Raw genomic sequence first — 21,983 nt, forward strand, 5'->3', positions numbered from 1 at the left:
GTCTGTATATATAGGGTTGTGGGTTTTAGGATATGGACTTTTTTTACGATACAATACCTCATCAGGTAACAGCCCCTCCAACGCTTTCCTTAGAATACCCTTTTCACGGTTGCCTTCCATTTTCATTTCCCAAGGAATGTTCCATGCATATTCAACAAGGCGATGGTCGGCAAATGGCACGCGCACCTCTAAACTTGCACCCATACTCATCCGGTCCTTCCGGTCAAGGAGCGTCGTCATGAACCATAATAAGTTCATATAGAAAAGCTCTCTCCGTTTTGCTGCCACACCGCTTTCCCCTTCCAATTTAGGCGTTTCGGCAAGGGTGGTCAAATAAGCTTCCTGCGCATATTCCTCCAGCTTCAATTTCTCACGCCATTCCGTTTTTAATAAAGATGCCCGCTCCCCGGTCGATCTCATCCATGGAAAACCAGCACGATTCAAATCATCCTCACGATGAAACCAAGGATAACCTCCAAAAATTTCGTCCGCACATTCGCCGGATAGGCCTACGACAAAATCCCGCTTGATTTCCTTACAAAACCAAAGTAAAGAAGAATCGACATCCGCCATGCCCGGGAGGTCCTTTACAAGGACAGCTTCCGTTAAATAATCCGTCAACTGCTCTTGAGTGATGATTGATGAATGGTGAACCGTGTTAAAGGTATCCGACATCTTTTTAATCCAGTACCCATCAGAGTTAGGCTGAAAATCATTTGCCTTAAAATAGCGCTCATTATCTTCATAATCAATGGAATACGTATGAAGCTGGCCTTTTCCTTCTTTTTGATAGGCGTTAGCCGCAATGGCTGTTATCGCGCTTGAGTCAAGCCCTCCCGATAAGAAGGTACAAAGAGGAACATCTGATACAAGTTGCCGTGTGACTGCATCTTCGACAAGGAAGCGAACCTTATCGGCCGTCTCATCAAGAGTATCCCGATGTTCTTCACTTTTCACATTCCAATATCTCCAAATCCGCAGGCCTTTCCTTGATAAGGTTAGCGCATGGGCAGGCCTTAATTCCTGGATATTATGAAATACGCCTGAACCTGGCTTTCGGGATGGACCAACACCAAAAACTTCTGACAACCCTTCGCGGTCAATCTCCGTTTTAACATCCGGATGGGCCAGGATGGCCTTAAGCTCCGATCCGAAAATGAACCCGCCGTCCCTTTCCGCGTAAAAGAATGGTTTTACCCCCATGCGATCTCTTCCAACGAATAATTTCTGTTCCTTTTCATCCCAAATCGCAAATGCAAAAATCCCATTGAACAAGTCAATGCATTTTTCTTTCCATTCCATATAAGAAGTTAGTAAAACTTCTGTATCAGAATGACCGTTAAAGGAATATCCTTTTAATAATAGCTGTTTACGAATATCCTCGGTGTTATATAGCTCACCATTATAACAAAGTGTATATCTGCCGTTTTCGTGATTTTTCGTCATCGGCTGTTTTCCGCCTTCCGCATCGACAACCGTTAACCGTTTATGACCAAAGGCAGCATGGGCTTCGCTCCAAACATTTTCCTCGTCTGGCCCCCGCTTTGCCAACGTTTTTGTCATGTTTTCCACTGTTTTCGTTTTTGTCCGTAAATCTTTTTGAAAATGCACCCAGCCTGTTATCCCACACATTTTATACTTCATCCTTTCTATCCGGACCAACAAAAATATATTGGCTCCCTGTCTTAAAAAAGATTTACAGTCCCTAAGTATCGATCAGCAATTCCGTAGGACTACCCTGCCCACATCGCCCGGCGTTGTTAATGAATTGTTGAGCAAAGCATCCCTTGTTTAAACATAGCCTATGCAAAGACGGAAAGATGGTTATTTGTCCATAATATTTTAAAATATACAGTTATATTTTCATTGGATTTTGACTAAAAAGTAGGTGAGGATTCCACTATTGGAGGTATATGTATGAGTCAGCAACAACGAATCAAGTTAATGAACAGGCAAACAAGAGCTTTTACCGAAGGAACAGTGGAAAATATCAATCAACAATGGATTTTTTTCGATGATGAAACAGATGAGGCCTGCTCCATTGAAGACCACGTTGATAGCATCATTGAAGTGTACAGGGGTGGGCGCTGGCAGCAAGGAGTAGTTGAAGAAGAGGGGAAAATCCTGCTTCACCGGGAAATCACCTTCTTAAGGGAAAATGAGCCCATTCGGATACGCAAAAAACTGCTCTACTCTTTTGAACGTTTATTGGAAGAATTGAACGATGATTCCTTTTTCCAATTTGTAACGACATTGAATTCACTTGATTTTTCTATTTATGATTGTATATATAGTTATAACCAGCTCACCTTTTTAAGGGCCGTCCCTAACCAGTCCGGCGTTAATTTCTTCACCTTTGATAACGAGAGCCAAATATGCCTCGTCCAACACCACTTTTCTTATGGGAAAAAGGATCACGATCGTTTTGAATTCACCCTGAACACTGGAAAAAGGATCGTCATTGAGAAAGTGAATTCACAATAATGGGTAAAAGAAAACGGGTAAATGAGATATCCTCATTTACCCGTTTTCAATTCTGCATTAAAAAAAGTCCATTCCTTGTGGCAGCGAAAGCCCTAAATAAAGGACGAATACAAACGCTACGATGAACAATATCCACATGGCACTTGTGCTTTTCCCTTTTTTCGTACGGACCAGCACCATTTCCATCGCCGCAATCACGATGATTCCAACAATCATTTTTACTGCGTAAACACCAAAATCAGTGATCAGCATACCGCCAGTCAGGAAAATCAATAGATAGAACAACCGTGTTATCATATGTAGCATTTTCGCTTTCGGATTTCCACCTTTAAGCATCGAATATGTGACAAAGAAAAGAATGATTCCGATAACCCAAGCCGTAATATGCATATGTGTCATTTTTTTGCCCCCTCGTTCAGTTTCCATTTCATCATATCATAGGCTTTTACAAAAAAACAAAACTAAGGATCTACCTGAATGGGTAAAAACCAACAATTTAATGAACATCATTTACATATATTCTTAATAGGTCCCTATCTGCGCATAACCGGTTTTTTACCATATGTAACCAAACGCCATATATATTCAATCGGTCCGTATTTAAACAGTCCCATCCACATTAAGGAAAGCAGAATTTGCAGGCAAAACAGGGCTATTAAGAAAACAAATCCTGTCGTATAAGAGACGGATCCATATAAACCAAGTCCATATGAATAAAAAATGGCCGTACTTACCATCGATTGGAACAAGTAATTGCTCATCGACATCCTTCCGATATACGAAAGCGGGTGTAAGAGGCGGAAAGCCCCTGCCTGTTCCGCCAAAAGCGCAATTGCCGTGATATAAAAAATCGTAAGTAATGGTCCTCCCAAATAATCTTGCACGAATATCGTACCAAAATGGTAAACCGTCACATATGGCAGAATCTTAATTGACATGCCCAATAGCAAGCTTACAATCGAAATCATTTTCAATTGTCGTTTATATTGGGTTGGATTTTGGAGAATTCCTTGTTTTGCAACGCCTGCACCAATTAAAAAAAACGGAAAAATCGATAAAAAAAGGATAATGGCATTATAAGGGTTGTTCACCATATACCAATCCAGTGCCCTTTGACTCATTATGTCCGTAAATGTACCAGATTGATAAACTTCCAAAGACTGTTTCATCATCGCCGAATCAGTCGTTATTGCCATCCCTTCCCTATCAAAAATGCCCAATATAAGAAATAGTGCACCCAATATCGCAAAAGGCAGGACATAACAAACCGAGCCTAGCAGAATTAAATTCCTGCCCTTCATTTTATAAAAAAATAAAAAGGCAAACCCAAATACAGCATAATTAATGAGGATGTCCCCATGCCAAATGAAAAAGGCATGAATGCACCCAAGTATCAGCAGGAAACTTAGCCTTTTCATATATAGTAAAGGAAATGAAATGCCCTTTTCTTCAGTCCTTACAGCTAGTATGATTGCCCCGAAACCGAACAGAAAGGCGAATAACGGATAAAAGCTGGCCTGTGCGACAATATCACTGAATCTGTACAAAATCCTGTCCCATCCCCCTGACCACCGCTCTTCACCATCTATGTACAAGAGCGGAGAGTGGAAAGAAGGCATATTCACTAAAAAAATACCTAAAATGGCTAATCCACGTAAAACATCGATGCTTACGATCCGTTTATTTTCCTGCAATGGCACCATTGTGCCCTTCATAGGGTACACCCCCTTTCATCCATAGGGATTTAACATCTTTTCTATAACTCCATTGCACTATCTTTAACTTTCGTGACCGCTTTTTGCTTTTTTATCAGTATGACAAACAAGCTGCCCAATAAGCAAAAGATTCCTGCAAGGAAGAATGCCCATGTATAGGAATTGAATATTTTGAAGATAAGCCCTCCACCGTACGCCGCCACTGCTGCCCCCACCTGATGGGCCGCGAATATCCAACCGTATACAATCCCGCTTTTCTCCATGCCAAAGACTTGCCTTGAAATGCTTATGGTCGGAGGAACGGTGGCGATCCAATCCAAGCCATAAAAAACGGAGAAGATGATCAATAGACCGATTGAGCCCTCATTTAGCGCAAAAGGAAGTAAAACGAGGGAAGCACCCCTTAGAGCATAATACCAAAACAACAGCCAACGGTTATCAAAACGATCTGATAACCACCCGGATACAGTCGTACCAATCAAATCAAAAATTCCCATGAAAGATAGCAGTGATGCTGCCGTAACAACAGGTAAACCAAAACTAATGCAGTAAGAAATGAAATGTGTGCCGATCAACCCGCTCGTTGAAAGTCCGCATATAAAAAAGCTCCCCGCCAATAACCAGAATTCCTTCACTCTCACTGCTTCAATCAATGACTGAAAAGCCATGGCGATGGGGTTCTTCTTTTGGACTATAACTGCCTCCTGACTTTCCTCTTCTAATCCATATGGAAGAGTGCCAACTTCCATCGGATTGTTTTTCATGAATAAAAGGATGATTGCCAGCATGATCAAGCTAAGGATCAATATTAATCCGATCGCCCATCTCCATGAATAATTCTCAATGATGATGGCTAAAACCGGAAGTAAAATGAGCTGGCCTGTGGCTGTACTTGCCGTCAGTATCCCGACCGCCAGCCCCCGCCTCTTCTCGAACCAACGATTTGCCACATATGGGCTCAAGACCGTTAAAAACACTCCAGAACCCAATCCAATGATGATTCCCCAAATTAAAATGAGCTGCCACTCATGCTCCATGAAAAAAGTGAGGAAAATCCCTGCCAATAAAGTGGACATGGCCAATACCATCATTTTCTTCAATCCAAGCACTTCAATTAGAGCGGCCATGAATGGACCCGATAATCCATAAAGAAAAAGACTTATGGCGAAGGCTAAAGAAATGACGGACCGGTCCCACCCGAACTCACTTTCAAATGGTACGATGAATACTCCCGATGATGACCTAACGATTCCCGCTACAATAATCGAGAAGAAGGTTATGATTAAAATAACCCAGCTATAATGAATACGTTTCAATGCTCTCCCCCACAATCCAAAACTCTTAAAATCAACATGATGAAAAAGAAAAATCGAAATAATTTGAAATATTTTATAATAGTAACACTTTATCGCTAAACAGGAAGCTTTTTATCGAAACAAATTCCAATTCCAGTGCTCCTAAAATGATCGTCCTAATCCAACAATGAAACCGAAATTTAAAGGGGAACAGAAAAAACGCTGATCATTTCTGAACAGCGTTAGCGAGCTTCAATTAACGAATCTGCCAATTTTCCCCTTAGATTCCCAGTAATCATTACGGAGATGGATTTTTTGTATTTTCCCTGATGCCGTTTTTGGGAGTTCATCGACGAACGACACACTGGTAACTGATTTGAAATGAGCTAGTTTTTCTCGTGTAAAGGCCCTTATATCATCCTCCGTTAATTTCACGCCCGTTTTTGGCACAATGAAAGCATGCGGCGTCTCTCCCCACTTTTCATGCGGAACGGCAATGACTGCCGCCTCAAGAATGTCAGGATGTTCGTAGAGTATTCCTTCCACTTCTATGGAAGAGATATTTTCTCCGCCACTAATGATGATATCCTTTTTGCGGTCAACGATATCAACATTGCCATTTTCATCGATTGTGGCCATATCCCCTGTATGCAGCCATCCATTTATCAGTGTCTGTCTTGTCGCTTCTTCATTTTTCCAATAACCTAACATCACTCCATGACTGCGGACGATGAGCTCCCCGATATCCACGCCATCATGGGCCACTTCCTCACCATTGTCATGAATGACCTTTACCTCACTGCCTATGATGGGATAACCGGCTTTCGCCTTCATTCTGTATTTTTCTTTTTCCGAAAGATCATCGAATTCAGAACGAATCAGCGATATCAGACTAACCGGTGTTGATTCAGTCATTCCGTAAATTTGAATGAATTCCCAGCCTAACTCTTTTTCCACCCTTGTAACGAATGCAGGTGGCGGTGCGGAACCCGCAACGACGATTCGGATATCCTGCTCGAGATTCGGAACATTCCGTTCATAATATTGAAACAGGGAATTCAGAACAGTTGGTGCCATATGCATTATGGAAACCTTATGTTTTTGCAATGCCTCAAATATCATTTCGGGGCTGGTTTTCCTCAAACAAACTTGAGTGGCACCATTTGCCGTATAATAAAATGGGGCACCCCACCCATTCACATGGAACATCGGAAGTACATGCAAATATGTATCGCGGTCATTGACCCTGAAGTGATGCATCGCACCCAGGGCATGTAAATAGTTATTGCGATGAGTCAGCATCACCCCTTTGGGATTTCCTGTGGTCCCGCTAGTATAAAGGAGGCTCGAAACATCATTTTCATCCACGGACTCCCGGTTGAAGCACTTGTTATCATAACGTTCCAGCCAATAGTTGTAATCGGTTTCATTTATCTCTTCATTTTTATAATGAACGATTATGTGCTCCACCGATTCAAGTTCATCCTTGACAGGGGAAATTAGATGATACAATTCTTGATCTACGAAAAGGACCTTTGAATCGCTATGGTTCAAAATGAATACATAATCGGCAGGCTTCAAACGGATATTCAATGGAACGATTACTGCCCCAAGCTGAAAGACCCCATAAAAGCCTTCAAGCATTTCAATTGAGTTAGGTGCCAAATATGCCACCTTATCACCCTTTTTGACTCCAAGGTCCCTTAAACCATTCGAAAGCTGGTTTACACGGCCGTTCAGCTCTAAGTATGTTAAAACCTTGTCATCTTCAATGATGGCTTTCTTATCGCCATATAGTAAGGCTGCTCGATCCAAGAAATGCGATAAAACTAATGGTACATTCATTTCCTCACCCCTAATTTTATTTGAATATTCTGAATTAGTGTTATATTACCATATCTGTTATCGGGATTTCAATAACATTCACCATTGTTATATAACAATATATTTGTAGGCAGATGAATCACATCAATCATGAGTCAACATACAATACATTGAAACTCCCTTCAGTGATAGGCTCATGGCCTGAGATTCAAGGGAAAAACCAGAATAAAAAAAGGGTGATTTTCTTGCCGGCCATCGTAGGAATCGTTCAAGTCATCAATGCCAGTAACAGTGGAATTGTCCATATTGGTGACGTCTTTAAAATTAGTCCATATTCCGTTGCGAAAACTTTTTCGGGTGCTGGCTCGTTTAATACAGGTGAATCCATATCACTATATAATGCCTATAGCACCACAAATACAAATGATACAGATGGTATTGATCAGCCACTGGTCTTAAATCTCTAATGTTTTTAAGAAAGGAGTCAGCATGATCTTCAATATTCACCAGACCATACAAATCAATATGATAAAAATTCAAAGCATCGCCAATTCATCCGTTTTTCAAATAGGAAGTGCCGGGGTGATTAAACCATATTCCACATTAGCCAATACCGGTGGATTCACTGAGCCTGCTCCCGGAGTTGCAGCTGATGTAACCCCAGTAACCAGTTTCGTCCCATTTAATCGTCCTAATTCATAGGCATTCACCTACCTTCAACTTTTTCATATACTGTCTTATATAAAATTAACTTTTTTTGAAGGTGAGGTGTTGAATCGTGAATCAGGATCTATATTCGTACTCCATACAAATGCAGTGTTTTCTTGAAGCCCAGGATAAACGGATCATGAAACTTGAACACGAACTCAAACGCCTGACAGATGAACTTGCCGAGCTGAAAAATAAACCGCCAATCCATGTAGATAAAATTGAATATAAATTCGATCAGTTAAAAGTCGAATCTTTAGATGGAACGTTGAATATCGGTTTAAATCCCAATGATCTAAACAACATTGATGAATTTGCCGTCAACAACCAACCCGTTCCACCTGCACCGAACCTATTTCCAGGCAGAGAAATCGTTGTCCAAGAAATTCACAACGATATACTTTCAGACTTGGAAAATATGATCCACGATGTGGAAACCCAGGTAAAAGTATCATTGGAACCCTCTTATCATGACTTCATTAAGCAGGACGTCGAACGCCAGCTTCATCAACGAATCAATATGTATTTCGATAATCTTAATTATGCGGAACGTGCCCCGGAGCAAAGGGATAATATCAAGGAAAAAATCAGGGAAAAGGTAAAATCCGATATTCAAAACGCATTATTTCAATTCATTACCCATTCACAAGCCGAGACAGGAGGAAATCCAAATGGAGTTTAATGTAATCAATCACCAGCTTTGCGTAGGTGAAATTAAAGTTATCGGTGTAGCAAGCTCTGCTTTATTTCTAATAGGGGATGTGCAAACGGTCCAACTATCTTCCGCATTCGATACACCTCCGGAATCCCTTATCATCGGACCAGTCGTCCCATTTGCTCCAAAAGGATAAAAGAGATGTTTTCAAGAATGTCCAAAGTAAAGTCTATATCTACCCAGACAGTTCTTTTTAGCTCCACCTTGCAGATTGGAGACTGTTCTTATATTGACGGAAAATCATTTGCCTTGGCAGACCAGAAGAAAAGCGAAACTTTCGATTCAGTGGATGTTTACTTCGAAGACTATGACATTTTTAAAAAACCAATTTATATCCCTAGATTGAATGAACCAGTCATATCAAGTTTTTCAAATCCGAATCCCTTCATACGGGTCGGCAATATCAATATAATCGGGATATCAACCTCATCTGTTGTCGGTGTGGGGAATGTCGGTCATATACGTATGGAATCCAGAGTGAAACACATTCGGGAGATTTCTAATAAGACCGAAAAGACAACAATTGGGGATTCAACCACCACCGCTTAAATTTTAAAAGGAGGAATTCATATGCCAGCTATTGTCGGTCCAGTCCAAATATTCAATATCGCGGAAGGAAACCTGCTATTCGGGGATGCAGCCGTTATTTCGCCAAAATCTTCGAGCAAAACTGTCACCGGATCTGGTTCTTCTAACACAGCTGCCATCGTTTTTACGGCCAATGGCCTGAATGGTAGTAATGTCCTTGATGTCAATGGGGTCGACCAGCCCATTGCAGGGAATAATTAGTCTAAGAAAAAGCCTCCCCTTTCCAGGGAGGCTTTTAAATTCGGCCTATTTTTCTAACATGTTAAATACTTGCTCGACATCTTTGTCTCCCCTGCCTGATAAATTGACGATCAGTATATCATCTCTTGTTAACTCTTTTGCGAGCTTCATGGCGTGGGCTAGAGCATGTGAACTTTCGAGAGCTGGAATGATTCCCTCTGCTTTGGATACTACCTGAAAAGCCTCAAGAGCTTCTTCCCCTTTAACCGTTACATACTCCGCCCGTCCGCTTTCTTTCAAAAAACTGTGCTCGGGTCCTACGCTTGGGTAATCCAATCCGGCTGCTATGGAAAATGTCGGTTTTGGTTCCCCTTGTTCGTCCACTAACGTCAAACTTTTGAATCCGTGCAATACTGCCGGGACACCTTGCGAAATACTTGGTGCTTCACTTGGCTCTACACCAATTAAACGGACATTTTCTTCATCGATATAATGAGCAAAAGCACCAATTGCATTACTTCCCCCTCCTGCACAAGCAATGATGGCAGTTGGCAGCTTTCCTTCCTTTTCAAGGATCTGGCGCTTTGATTCTTCACTTATGATTGATTGAAAATGCTTAACGATCGTTGGATATGGATGCGGGCCCACTGCTGAACCAAGCAAGTAAAAAGTATTCTCATAGTTTTGCACCAAATCATTCAATGCCTCATCAACGGCATCCTTCAATCGTCCCTGTCCCTTTTCGACCGCTACGACCTTTGCCCCCAACAATTCCATCCGAAAAACATTCAATGCCTGCCTCTCCGTATCCAGCTTACCCATATAGATCACACACTCCATGCCAAACATCGCACATGCAGTAGCTGTAGCCACACCATGCTGCCCAGCGCCCGTTTCTGCAATGATTCGTTTAGCACCCATCCGTTTAGCGAGCAGGATTTGTCCAATCGCATTATTAATTTTGTGAGCACCTGTATGATTCAGATCCTCACGCTTCAAATATATTTTTGCCCCGCCAACCTTTTTCGTTAAATTCTTTGCAAGTGTTAACGGGTTTTCACGTCCGACATATTCTTTCAGATAATATTGAAACTCTTCAATGAATTCCGGGTCATCCTTATATTTCAGGAATTCCGTTTCCAAAGTATCCATAACTTCCTGAAGCTCACCCGGTACGAAGCTTCCACCGAACTCACCAAAGTATCCCTTGCTCTTGATCTCACTCGTCATACTCATCTCTACTCCTTTAAAAAGGTATTTTCCCCACTAGTATATAGTAAGTATTTGTGACTTTTCAAACTATTCTGTTTATTAAACCAAAAAGAAGCGTCCCACATCAATGGGACACTCCTTCTCTCTATACTTCCAATATATGCGAGCCATCAAAGAAAAACAAGTAACGGCCGGTTACCTTCTTATTCATTATCCCTTCAACAGCCCTCGTATAAAGCTGAAGCTGCATCCGGTATCTATCGGCAAGAATCTCTTTAGCCCCTTCATAGCCGCTAGCAAAACGGCCGGTAATGGTATCCGTTTTATAATCGAGGAGCACAAGACCTTGTTCATCCTCAAAGATACAATCAATCACACCTTGAATAAGGATCTCTTCATCTCCAGCTGCCCAATCGCTGTAAGCTTCCTTTGCAGGCAACGACATCGTAAATGGCACTTCACGGCGAATGTTCCCGGCCCTCTGCATTCTTTGCCCGATTTCAGTGTCAAAGAAATCGACGATCGTCTCAGGGTCCACAGCTTCTTTCTGTTCCTCCGTCAACAACTCACGTTGAATCAAATCAACGATCAGTTCCTGAATCGAATGAATGGTAATCTCTTTAGATAGATCGATATGCTGCATGACTAAATGTGTAATCGTACCCCTTTCAGCAGGAGTCAGTGACTTTTCTTGCATGAAAGTCGGCCGCTTCGTGATAGGCCGTTTAAATTTACGCAACAACTCTGTGGAGCTTTGCTCGTCCTTGAGTTCATATTGCCTTTTTAGTTCTGAAACGGATTGCTTGGAACGATACACCGTCGCATCATGTCCGGGGTACTCCCATTCCAGCTGTTCCTTGATATCATCATAAAACTCGGAAGTGATACCGACCTTCTCCGATTTCTGGACATGATCAAGCATTTGCTCTTGAACCAGTGCCTCTTCCTCATCCAGAACAGCAAGCTCTTCACTTGGAATGACGGAAATGGACCAATTCGATGGATGCGACTCCATTTCCAAGCCTTGACCAGCACCACCAAGAGAATCCCGATGCCGGACAAGGGATGGACCAATCCAATCAAGATAACTTTTTGCACCTGCCCGGACATAGTCCTTCAATAGCCACTCTCCATGTGCCGCATTGCTTTCCCAGTTCTGCTGCGTTTTTTCAGCATCATTGATACTGGCAATCAAATATAGCTTTTCCTTAGCCCTTGTAAGCGCCACGTAGAGGACACGCATTTCCTCGGCAATTAATTCAAGCTGCTTTTTTTTCTTGAAAGCCATTTGAGGAAGGGATGGATAAGTGATCCTTAATTCTGAATTCACATACTTTGCCGCAAAGCCATAATCCTTATCCAGTAAATAGGACTTACGTAAATCCATCATATTGAATTGCTTGGAAAGGCCCGCGATGAACACGATCGGGAACTCAAGCCCCTTTGAGGAGTGAATCGTCATCAGCCGTACCACATCTTCCTGTTCCCCTAAAGCCCGAGCTGCGCCTAAATCATCTCCACGTTCTTGCATCCTTTCTATAAAACGCAAGAAACGGAACAGACCGCGGAAAGAACTTGCTTCATATTGCCTTGCCCTGTCATACAGCGCTCTTAAATTAGCCTGACGCTGTTTGCCACCCGGCATCCCACCTGCAAAATCATAAAACTGCGTTTCGCGGTATAGGAGCCAGATCAAATCCGATAATGCTTCCTGCCTGGCAAGCTTCCTCCACTTCACGAGTTTTTTATAAAAAGCAGAGGCTTTTTCATAAAGCCCCGGATGTTCTTCAGGGTCACTCTTCCTGTAAAAATCAGCTAGCGCTTCGTAATAGCTTCCTTTATGGAATAAACGCACCTGTGACAACTCTTCTTCATCCAGCCCAACGATAGGTGAACGGAGAACGGATGCCAATGGGATATCCTGTTGCGGGTTATCTATCACCTTCAATAAGGAAATCATGATGGCCACTTCGGTCGCTTCAAAATACCCTGTCGATAAATTGGCATATACCGGAATGCCCTGCTTTTTAAATTCCTCCATGATTTGCGGTGCCCATGGCATCGAACGAAGAAGAATGACCATGTCTCGATAAGTGGCAGATCGGTACTTTTGAGTTTTCGTATCATATATCCGATGCTTTTCGCTTATAGCCTTTTTGATGAGCTTGGCCATCTGCCTTGCTTCAAGTTGCGCTTTTTCAAGCTCCTCGGCTTCAAACCCGCCATCCGATCCTTCCGTTTCCGAATGAGCTTCCGGATCGGCTGTTCCATCGATTAAATGAAGTTCAATCGGATTTGGATCGTCTTCGGGATATGGAGCACCTTTTTTCAATTGGGCATCTTCATCATAATCAATCTCACCGACTGTGATGCCCATCAATTGTTGAAACAGAAAATTGGTCCCATCGAGAACTTCCTTACGGCTCCGGAAATTGCGGTTTAAATCAATTTTCAGTCCGGAATCGACACCATCATGGGTAAAACGTGTGTATTTTCCAAGGAAGAGATTCGGTTCCGCAAGCCTGAACCGGTAAATGGACTGCTTGACATCGCCTACCATGAAAAGATTCCCATTATATTCGCCATCAGCCGTCACCAGCTTTAAGATGGATTCCTGGACAAGGTTCGTATCCTGATACTCATCTACGAGTACCTCTTTGAACTGGTTCCTGTATTCTACGGCTGCGGCTGAAGGTTTTCGTTCACCATCCACAGTTTCCCCTGTCAAAATTTGAAGACAATAATGTTCCAAATCGGCGAAATCCACCAAGTTCTTTTCTGCTTTTGCAGCAAAAAATCGCTCGTCAAACTGTTTAACAAGCATTACAAGTGTATCGACATAGCCCTTGAGTTCCCTTATATCCCGCAGATAGCTTTCGGGTTTACGGGAAAATAACTCTTCCTGTAACGATTTGATGATCTTCTTCGCCTTATCACGATACTTGGTAGCCTCATCCGTAACTTCTTTGATGAAATCTCCACCAGTAAGGCGTTTTGCCGTACCAAATTTCACATTTTGGATTTCTTCATAAAGAGCGTTCCAGGATTGGTCCTTCACTTCCGAAAGTTTAGCAACCAGGGCAAGATCAGCTATATAGTTCTCAGCCCTTGGTGCCGGACCTCCAGGGATTTTTGTCAACTCAAGCGAGCGTTCCACTAAGTCCCTGGCAGTGTCCAATTGCAAGCCAATATCGAACTTCAATGAATCGATAAACGAAAGATCGTCAATCCCATCATCATCTGCCAACTCATACATGCTAGCAGCACCCTCGAGCCAGCGAGCCGGATCTGGATTCGATTGCGAAAAATCATGCAGCGACCGAACGATATTCTGAAGCGCATCATCGTTTCGATCGCTTGTGAAGGCATCAACCAAATTAAAGAACTCTTCATTATCACTTTGGCCATATTGCTCCTCGAAAAGCTCTTCCATCACTTCATCACGGAGCAGCTGTATCTCAGTAGAATCTGCAATCCGGAAGCCTGGGTCGATATCCGTCAGATAATAATACTTCCTGATCACCTCTAAACAAAAGGAATGAAGTGTGGAAATCGAAGCACGATTAATCAAGCTCAACTGCTTACGCAAATGCTGTGAATGCGGATTATCATTGATCGCTTTTTCCAATGCCTCACTTATCCGATGGCGCATTTCGGCAGCCGAGGCATTGGTGAATGTAACGACGAGCAGTTCATCAACATCGATTGGATCTTCTTCGGAAATGACTTTTTGAATAATCCGATTGACCAGCACCGCTGTTTTCCCCGAACCTGCAGCGGCCGCAACCAGAATGTCCTGATCTTTAGCCCATATCGCCTTCCATTGATCTTCCGTCCAAGTCACATCTCCTGGCAGAGCAGGAATTTTCGTTTTACTCATCGTTCTCTCCCTCCCCCCTTAATAGCTCAAGAACGTCATTTTGTTTCTTCTGTGCCAAATTCCTGAATTGGTTTTCCTCCAGTGACTGGTCGAATTGGCAAACAGATTTAAAGGAACAGAAGGTACACGGTGTTTTTTCCTTTAATTTATATGGCGTTATATCCACATCACCATCGACCATTCGATCACCAGCTTCCTGATAAATACGGCGCACATGATGATTCAGAAGCGAAAACTCTTCCCTGCTGGCAACTTTGGAAGCCGCAAGGAGGGATCCGTCCTTTTTAAATCCAGCTGGAATGATATCCGACTTACCCGAATTTTCAATATCAAGCGTGGTATCCATCATCTGAATGACATTTGAATGATCTAGTACAAGTCCATTCATTTTAAAACTTTTATAAATTTCTTCTTCAATTTTATCCAAACTGAGCATTCCCTTTGATTTGACAACGGGATTATGCACATGAAAATACAAAACGCCGGCTGGAATCGCTTCTTTTCCTATTAGCGACTTGGAATGGGTGACGACGATATCTAGGTATGTCAACATTTGCAGTGCGAGTCCATAATACACTTCACTCATGTTCAGTTCCTTTTCACTCGACTTATAATCGAGCACACGCAAATAGACACCCTCATCTTCTTCCGCTTTATCCACGCGGTCGATCCGCCCGATCAATTCCATCTTCGTACCGTTTTTCAACGTGAAAGAAAGTGGGGGAAGCTCACCATTTTTTCCGAATCCAAGTTCTAATCCGACTGGGGCAAAACCGCTCACCTTTGCATGTTCACTTAATACGATAGAGGCACGTCCAATCACATGTTCCAGTTTCCTGCGTAGATAGTGATGGCGGTTCGTACTTAACAAAATCTGATTTTGGAGTTTAGGAGCAAGTCTCTCCACAGCAATTCTGGCAAGTTCCAAGCATTGTTCCGGGGTCAATGCAGACCAAGGAATATCATGTTCCTTTAAATAATCGGAAATCATTTTCAACGCGCCATGGAACATCTCGCCTATATCCGGAGCATCCAAACGGAAAATTTGCCGTTCCCTCAATTTCAAGCCATGAGCGGCATAATGGGAAAACGGGCAGCTATTGAACATTTCCATCCGGGATACACTTGTAAGAATGCTCTCACCGTATAATTGCTTACTTGTTTCTCCAGATAATTTCTTTGTTCTATTTTGATAAAAAAGGCTCGATAAAACCTTAGTTGCTGAGGGACCGGCCGTTTCATCATCCATAATGGCATTATATACATCCCACCACAGTGAATGGATTGGATAGTTCCTTTTTTTCAGCTGCAATTGGGCAGCCAGGTACGATAGGGCCACATCATGATTTGCAGCATATTTCACCTGTTCCTCAGCAGGAAGATCGGACGGATCGTTCATATAATACACATCGGACACGTTGGGCAATACGTCCCTTACCCGTTTCAAATAGGATGAGGGTAAAAGTGCCTTCCCTTCCTCATCAGCAAGCGGATATGATAAACAAAGGGTCTCGGCAGGCGTAGTAAATGCTTTGTACGCTGTAAACTCCTCATCAAGCAGGCGCACTTTTGAACTTGGGGCAACATCAAGTCCACCAGCCAGCAGCACCTCACGATCACTATCTGAAAATATCCCATCAGATACAGCTTTTCCTGGCAGAACCCCTTCGTTCAGGCCGATAACAAAAGCTGTCTTCACATCATCCAGGCGGGATAAATCTAGATTGGCAACCAATACTTGGTCAATTGCCGGAGGTACCAAAGAAAATTCAAGAGACTCCAGACCAGCTTCAATGATAACTGCAAACTGTTTCAGGGAAAGCTCTTCCCCGCTCAGCAGTTCAACGAATTGGTCCAATAGGTCGACAACTGCATTCCATGTTTGCTCATGCTCTCTTGCCAATACCAGATCACCTGCTTCTTCTGCCTCTTGTTTCAGCTTTTCCAATTTTTCCGGTACATGCAATTCTTCCAGGTATAGATAAAGGGCTTCACACAATTCCCTGCCATTAACTGCCTTTTTAACACGTTTTGAGAGCTTCAAGATAGGCTCGGTAAATAATTGCTTCAGCTCATTCAACTCTTGCTCAAGCTGCATTTCCTTATCCGTTTGATTTCGGTCCTCTAGTTCCAGTCCGCGGAAGCGCCGGTAGGTCCAACGATCTTTGGACGTCCACCTGCTTCCTTTAATGCCACGGGCCAGCACATAGTTTTCCAGCTTATCTACCTGTTCGCGCATTCTATCATGGTTATTTTGCAGCGGAAATAGAAGCTCCGTCTTGATCGCACGAAATACCGGCTCATAACGCCAATAGCCATTGATGATCTCCAAAGTGGAACGAATCAGTTCGATTAGAGGATGATTCAGCATCGTCCGTTTGGAATCGACGAACAAGGGAATTTGATAATCCCGAAAAACAGTTTGTAAAATATCTGCGTACGCTTCTCCATTCCGGACTAAAATCGCAATATCACTGAAACGGTGCTGTTTCTGTCTGACCAGCGACAAGATGTCCCTGGCAACTCCTTCAATCTCGGCTCTGCGGTTAACTGCCTGGGCGATCGTTACATCAGGCGACTGCTCAAACGCTTTGGCAGGTCTAATGGCAAAATAAGTTTCCAGATGATTCAGTCCCGGGCTCTTTCCAAATCTTTCCGTCCCTTTTAAGATCCGATCTTCTGAAATCGGTATGCCATTCCTCAATCCAGCCTGATAAAGGTGATGATATAGATTTCCCGTTTGCCTGAACAACTGCAAATCATCCGGAGCATATTGTCTATAGGGCTGATCTAACGTCAGCGAGATCGTTACACTCCTGCACAGCTTGATCATTTCTTCCACAATCAATAATTCCTGTGGAGTCAAACTATAAAAACCATCGATATATATATCCGCTTCCTTTATATAGGAAGAATCAGCCATTTTCTCGATCAGTAAAGTGAAGTAGTCCTCGGAATCCAAATATTTGTTAACCATTTCATCCTCAAAAGCCTGATAGACCAATTCAAGATCATGCAGTTTATCCTGAATGCCGCTGCCGGCCTGTGAGGTTTCGGCCAAATAGTTTTGAATGTCATCAGGTTGGATGCAATACTGCTTGAACTCAGCCAGCATTAGCTCCATCTGCGCAATGAACCCCTGCTTATCAGCAGAACGACGAAACATCTTTAATTCTTCCTTTTTATCATCCATGATCTTCCGTATCAACATATTAACGCCAACGCTGTCCAAATGCAGCCGGCTCATCCCCCCGGTCTCCTGAAGAACGCGCCAAGCAAGCCTGCTAAAACTAAAAACCTGTGTCCGGATCATTCCGGCAAGGCCTGGTGTTTTAATTAATTTATATTCAGATAGAAACGTCATCTGATCAGGAACGAGGTAGATAATTGGATTTCCTTCGGGATCTTCTGCCAATTTGGAGCGAATTTCGCCCAATATATTCGAAGTTTTCCCTGCACCCGATCTTCCCAGTAAAAAACGGAGTGACATCTCTTTTTCCCCCTTACAACATAATATCTAGATCCATCATACCAGAAATACTTTAGTAACCATGACTAGGTTTCTGTTTCCAATTAGAATTACTTTCTATTATTTTAACGTTTCCCCTAAAAAAACACCAATCGTACGTTCGTGTTTTTCCCCAAAAGAAAAAGCCCACATAATTTTTGGGCTTCTACGATCATTCACCTGTAAATCTATAATTGAATTCTTTGACCGGCCAATATCGAACATCCACTTTACCGACAACATTTTCAACCGGTATATAACCAAAGTGACGGCTGTCAGCACTTTCAAGACGATTATCACCCATGACAAAAAGCTTGCCCTCGGGAACTTCGGTCACATCCGTCAATTCTTTTAATGTAAAATCACCCGTAAAATCCTGTCCCGGGAAACCTTCCTTGAATTTCTGAAGATAAGGCTCATCGACTTTCTCACCATTTACGTAAAGCCAATCATCTTTATAACGAATTTGGTCACCTGCAACCCCTATAACTCGCTTAACATAATCTTCTTGTGAGTTCGCATGAAAAACAATAATGTCAAAACGGTTGATATCATGAATATGGTAATTGATTTTATTCACGACAAGTTTATTTCCATCTTCTAGGGTCGGCTGCATCGACTTCCCTTCAACATCATAGCTTGAAAAGAGAAATGTACGGATCAAGATGTAAATAACAAAAGCTATCATCGCTGGTTTTATCCAATCGGATAAAGAATTCTTGTTTGTTTTTTCCATCTAGTTCAACCCCTACTGCATTTATATACTAATTTATTGTCCCTCTTCCCTCTTCATGCTTTTATTTAACCGGACTTCAAGTCTTTTCCCCACATACCATAGGATAAAGATGACGATCCCGATAATGATCGTACGCACAGGTTTATGAATTAAGGATACTAGATCGTAACCTACGAAGCTGATCGTAAAGATCATCACCGCTTTCCCTCCCACTACTGCAAGTCCATATTGCAAGGGACTGACTTTTGAAAGTCCTGCCACGATATTAACGATGGCCGAAGGTGTAAAAGGGAAGCAGAGCAATATGAACAAAGGTCCGAATCCATGGCTTTCCACCCAAACCATCAACCTCTGCACCTGTTTATGCTTTTGCAAAACTCGGAAAAATCTCATTTGACCATATCTTCTAATAATCCAAAAGATCAAATAAGAGCCCGCTACCGCCCCAATCCAAGAAAATAAAAAGCCCCACCAGAGCCCAAAAGCCGTTGCGTTAGCTAGCACGAACACCACTAAAGGCAAAAAGGGCAAAAAAGCTTCCAACATCGGCAGTAAGATCCCAGGAATTGGACCGAATGAGCGATATTGCTGAATAAGTGCAGATATATGATCAAGTGTAAACCACTCGCGTATAGTATCCAAATCCATAATTATCTCCCTCGACATGCTGCTATCAAAGCAGCATAAACTTATTAAAAACTGTTTATTTTAGATATATCACTTTCCCCTGAAATTGCAAGAATTATTACCCATATACCTTCATACTTTCCCTAACTCCGGAAAACATAATCTTGTTAACGAATATTTCTGGATTTATCAGCTTGCATATACACTGAAAATACATTAGGATAAAAAACAGAACAAATGTTCTTTTTCCTGCATGGTATACATACTAATATTAAAAGCCGTGCTATTAGAAAGGAGCGGTCATGATGACCCGCATTCCAGAAGATGACCGTAATATGATTGAAAAAGCCATCTACCTCCCTATGGTTATAACAGTCTTAAACCGGGATCTCAAGGTCATCGAAATTAGTCCATTTAAATTAAAAAGGCCCTATTCGGAGCTAGTCGAACATATTTTAAAAGTGGTTCAAGACGAACTTGCCGAGGTAAGGCGATATTTGCGCAAGGAGAATATTAAGGTTAGTGAAATCAAACGCGATGAATCCTTCACGATGTATTGTTTTTTATATAAAGGATACGAGGAACATCATAATTATTTCAATCCTCGCCTGCGCAACAAAACCGAAGAGTTGTTATGTTCTTACTTTTTCGAAAAAAAACACCGTTCAAGGAATTAGCGGGTTACAGGCATCGCCACTATATGTTTGTATGTTTGTGAAATATGGGTGTTTGGAGCATTTCGGGAAGGATACAGATGCCCTTCGTTGTAAGTAACATTCACCTGTATGAATATTCCATAATCAAAATATAATTGGCTAGTACAAACATTAGCGCCATGAAATATCATTTTTCTATCAAGGCATAACCTATGTAATCAAAGTGCATATATCCTTAACCTTTTAGTTTTGAGAACCTTTAAATCAAAGTTATCTACATGTTCCTTGGCAAAGGTAGGAGTGGTGTTTCCACCCTCATCAAACCAAGGGCACTCCCCATATTGATGAGAAAGTTAGGAAAACAGTTATATTGAAAGAGGTGCTTGGAAAAAAAAATCAATGCTAAAGTAACCAATGTCATTACCTGCCGTGTATCACATCACTCACGATTTGCACTGAACGATTTCTAAGGACACATTCCTTAACGAATAATAGGCCGGTCGGGCTCGTCTGTTCATAATTAGTCATTTTAATCACCTATACGCCTATTATAACCATTCGCCAACACTATCATTTTAGAGTCCGTATAACGTTTTTTTTGCAAAAGATTGTTAATTGCATATCCATACCTATATCTACTAGTAACGATTTCTTGATATAAAACGTATAAATCAAAAAAGAACTTTCAGAAAAAAATAAGAACCTTTCGCGAATAGTTTGTGAAACATTGAACAAAATTGTTGTTGCATTGTGGGTGTCTATATATTTTGTATTAAGAAATAATCATCAACAAACTTATACCCCCATTGTTTAATCGTAAAAAAATTTCCCCAATCCCTTATTTCTCATAAAAACCATGCAATGTTTTATTTGCATGGTTTAATTTGTAGCCAAAAGGATTTGTATCTAAATTTTAAAACAAAGTTGATTGGAACGAAAGCTGCGATACTCCTGCTTAGAAAAGCGTGTCCAAGGGAGACCCCTCAGGCGCAAAGAGCGCCGAGGAGGCTCCCGGGGCCGCTCGCTGAAAGCGAGTTCCTGGAGTGGAAATCAACATTTAAATTGTACAAACCAAAAAAGCAGTAGACAAACTCATCAACATTCTCTGTAATAAAATATTTTGTTGGTAATCCTAACTTTCTATATTACTTTCAACATTCTTCTTATAAAATTCTGGGAGTAATAGATTTTCCATTGATTTTCACCTGTAAATTAATAGCTTTATCACTTAGACATAAATACCTAGTTCCATTTCACCTAACCATGATTCAGACGCCCATCTCCCTTTTTTTATCACCAAGAAAATCATGCCCAAATCCCCATTTTTTCGGTTAAACATGGTAAATTATTATTTGGAGGGGAAAAAATGAAGAAAATTAATATTCTACTGGTCGCTGTTCTTGTTTTGTCTTTATTCACTGGACTTAAAACAACCGAGGCAGCCTCAAATGTGAAGGTACATTTCATCAACGTAGGACAAGGGGATTCAATCCTTATCCAAACAGGTAACGAAAACGTCTTAATCGATGGCGGCGGTAAAGGAAAGGGCGACGAAGTTGTAGCCTACCTAAAAAAACAAAAGGTAAAAACACTTAATGCATTAGTATCCACTCACCCAGATGCGGATCATGTGGGCGGTCTGGCTTATGTGATTAAATCGCTTAATGTTAAATCTGTGTATGCCCCTAAAGTTTCTCATACTACACAAGCATACAAAGACTTTTTAACGGCTGTTAAGCAGAAGAAGCTTACAATAAAAAAGGCGCAGACTGGCGTGGAAATCAACACTAAAGCTAAGGATAATTCCCTTAAATTCATTGCACCAGTTAAAGAATATGCTAAGTCTGACTTAAAT

General features: G+C 41.8%; 19 protein-coding genes. 9 read left to right on the forward strand and 10 right to left on the reverse strand.

What is annotated here, in order from left to right; genetic code table 11:
- Positions 1 to 1,632 (reverse strand): asparagine synthase (glutamine-hydrolyzing) (asnB, locus tag ACFVSH_RS13710; RefSeq protein WP_387706411.1); only part of this gene is annotated, 1,632 nt, incomplete at its 3' end.
- Positions 1,633 to 1,917: 285 nt separating this feature from the next.
- Here asnB and ACFVSH_RS13715 point away from each other — a divergent pair.
- On the forward strand, positions 1,918 to 2,484 hold the full coding sequence (locus tag ACFVSH_RS13715) for a DUF2777 domain-containing protein (protein WP_076367203.1): 567 nt from the start codon (positions 1,918 to 1,920) through the stop codon (positions 2,482 to 2,484).
- Positions 2,485 to 2,541: 57 nt separating this feature from the next.
- Here ACFVSH_RS13715 and ACFVSH_RS13720 read toward each other — a convergent pair whose 3' ends face one another.
- The 4 genes from ACFVSH_RS13720 to ACFVSH_RS13735 all read right to left on the reverse strand — a co-directional run bounded on the left by ACFVSH_RS13720 (position 2,542) and on the right by ACFVSH_RS13735 (position 7,339).
- The gene (locus tag ACFVSH_RS13720; RefSeq protein ID WP_387596344.1) at positions 2,542 to 2,883 is read right to left on the reverse strand and encodes a YisL family protein; all 342 of its coding nucleotides are present in this window, start codon (positions 2,881 to 2,883) and stop codon (positions 2,542 to 2,544) included.
- Between the two features lie 134 nt (positions 2,884 to 3,017).
- On the reverse strand, positions 3,018 to 4,199 hold the full coding sequence (locus ACFVSH_RS13725) for a DUF418 domain-containing protein (RefSeq protein WP_387596347.1): 1,182 nt from the start codon (positions 4,197 to 4,199) through the stop codon (positions 3,018 to 3,020).
- Positions 4,200 to 4,240: 41 nt separating this feature from the next.
- Positions 4,241 to 5,515 carry an MFS transporter gene (locus tag ACFVSH_RS13730; protein WP_387596350.1) on the reverse strand — a complete coding sequence of 425 codons (1,275 nt, stop codon included), beginning with the start codon at positions 5,513 to 5,515 and terminating at the stop codon, positions 4,241 to 4,243.
- 231 nt (positions 5,516 to 5,746) lie between these two features.
- A complete protein-coding gene (locus ACFVSH_RS13735; protein ID WP_387706413.1) occupies positions 5,747 to 7,339 on the reverse strand; it encodes a long-chain-fatty-acid--CoA ligase in 1,593 nt (530 codons plus the stop codon).
- A gap of 224 nt (positions 7,340 to 7,563) precedes the next feature.
- Between ACFVSH_RS13735 and ACFVSH_RS13740 the strand changes: the two genes are divergently transcribed.
- The 6 genes from ACFVSH_RS13740 (at position 7,564) to ACFVSH_RS13765 (ending at position 9,530) form a co-directional block, all read left to right on the forward strand.
- Positions 7,564 to 7,785 (forward strand): spore germination protein, encoded by a 222-nt coding sequence (locus ACFVSH_RS13740; protein WP_387596356.1) that lies wholly within the window; start codon positions 7,564 to 7,566, stop codon positions 7,783 to 7,785.
- A 22-nt stretch (positions 7,786 to 7,807) separates the two neighbouring features.
- Entirely contained in the window at positions 7,808 to 8,020 is a 213-nt protein-coding gene (locus ACFVSH_RS13745) for a spore germination protein GerPB (RefSeq protein ID WP_387596359.1), read from the forward strand.
- A 76-nt stretch (positions 8,021 to 8,096) separates the two neighbouring features.
- Positions 8,097 to 8,708 (forward strand): spore germination protein GerPC, encoded by a 612-nt coding sequence (gene gerPC / locus ACFVSH_RS13750; RefSeq protein ID WP_387596362.1) that lies wholly within the window; start codon positions 8,097 to 8,099, stop codon positions 8,706 to 8,708.
- The gene (locus ACFVSH_RS13755) at positions 8,698 to 8,877 is read left to right on the forward strand and encodes a spore gernimation protein GerPD (RefSeq protein WP_260283961.1); all 180 of its coding nucleotides are present in this window, start codon (positions 8,698 to 8,700) and stop codon (positions 8,875 to 8,877) included. The genes gerPC and ACFVSH_RS13755 overlap by 11 nt, the downstream gene beginning before the upstream one ends.
- A gap of 17 nt (positions 8,878 to 8,894) precedes the next feature.
- Entirely contained in the window at positions 8,895 to 9,290 is a 396-nt protein-coding gene (locus ACFVSH_RS13760; RefSeq protein WP_387596365.1) for a spore germination protein GerPE, read from the forward strand.
- A 21-nt stretch (positions 9,291 to 9,311) separates the two neighbouring features.
- Positions 9,312 to 9,530: a spore germination protein gene (locus ACFVSH_RS13765; RefSeq protein WP_387596368.1), complete on the forward strand. Its 219-nt coding sequence runs from the start codon at positions 9,312 to 9,314 to the stop codon at positions 9,528 to 9,530.
- Between the two features lie 45 nt (positions 9,531 to 9,575).
- On the opposite strand, the gene trpB is transcribed toward ACFVSH_RS13765, so the two are convergent.
- The 5 genes from trpB to ACFVSH_RS13790 all read right to left on the reverse strand — a co-directional run bounded on the left by trpB (position 9,576) and on the right by ACFVSH_RS13790 (position 19,493).
- Positions 9,576 to 10,739, reverse strand: coding sequence for a tryptophan synthase subunit beta (trpB, locus tag ACFVSH_RS13770; RefSeq protein WP_387706421.1), 1,164 nt, complete (start codon positions 10,737 to 10,739; stop codon positions 9,576 to 9,578).
- A gap of 127 nt (positions 10,740 to 10,866) precedes the next feature.
- Positions 10,867 to 14,601 (reverse strand): helicase-exonuclease AddAB subunit AddA, encoded by a 3,735-nt coding sequence (addA, locus tag ACFVSH_RS13775; protein ID WP_387706415.1) that lies wholly within the window; start codon positions 14,599 to 14,601, stop codon positions 10,867 to 10,869.
- Positions 14,594 to 18,091 carry a helicase-exonuclease AddAB subunit AddB gene (gene addB / locus ACFVSH_RS13780; protein ID WP_387706417.1) on the reverse strand — a complete coding sequence of 1,166 codons (3,498 nt, stop codon included), beginning with the start codon at positions 18,089 to 18,091 and terminating at the stop codon, positions 14,594 to 14,596. The genes addA and addB overlap by 8 nt, the downstream gene beginning before the upstream one ends.
- 190 nt (positions 18,092 to 18,281) lie before the next feature.
- Complete coding sequence (lepB, locus tag ACFVSH_RS13785; RefSeq protein WP_387596376.1) at positions 18,282 to 18,845, reverse strand: signal peptidase I; 564 nt, start codon at positions 18,843 to 18,845, stop codon at positions 18,282 to 18,284.
- Between the two features lie 33 nt (positions 18,846 to 18,878).
- Positions 18,879 to 19,493 (reverse strand): TVP38/TMEM64 family protein, encoded by a 615-nt coding sequence (locus ACFVSH_RS13790; protein ID WP_387596379.1) that lies wholly within the window; start codon positions 19,491 to 19,493, stop codon positions 18,879 to 18,881.
- A 284-nt stretch (positions 19,494 to 19,777) separates the two neighbouring features.
- Between ACFVSH_RS13790 and ACFVSH_RS13795 the strand changes: the two genes are divergently transcribed.
- Positions 19,778 to 20,149: a YhjD family protein gene (locus tag ACFVSH_RS13795; RefSeq protein ID WP_192203659.1), complete on the forward strand. Its 372-nt coding sequence runs from the start codon at positions 19,778 to 19,780 to the stop codon at positions 20,147 to 20,149.
- A 1,345-nt stretch (positions 20,150 to 21,494) separates the two neighbouring features.
- Positions 21,495 to 21,983, forward strand: a 489-nt coding sequence (locus ACFVSH_RS13800; protein WP_387706419.1) for an MBL fold metallo-hydrolase, incomplete at its 3' end; no start/stop codon positions are given.

Source organism: Peribacillus sp. NPDC058002, from assembly GCF_042886655.1.
Taxonomy (GTDB): domain Bacteria; phylum Bacillota; class Bacilli; order Bacillales; family DSM-1321; genus Peribacillus; species Peribacillus aracenensis.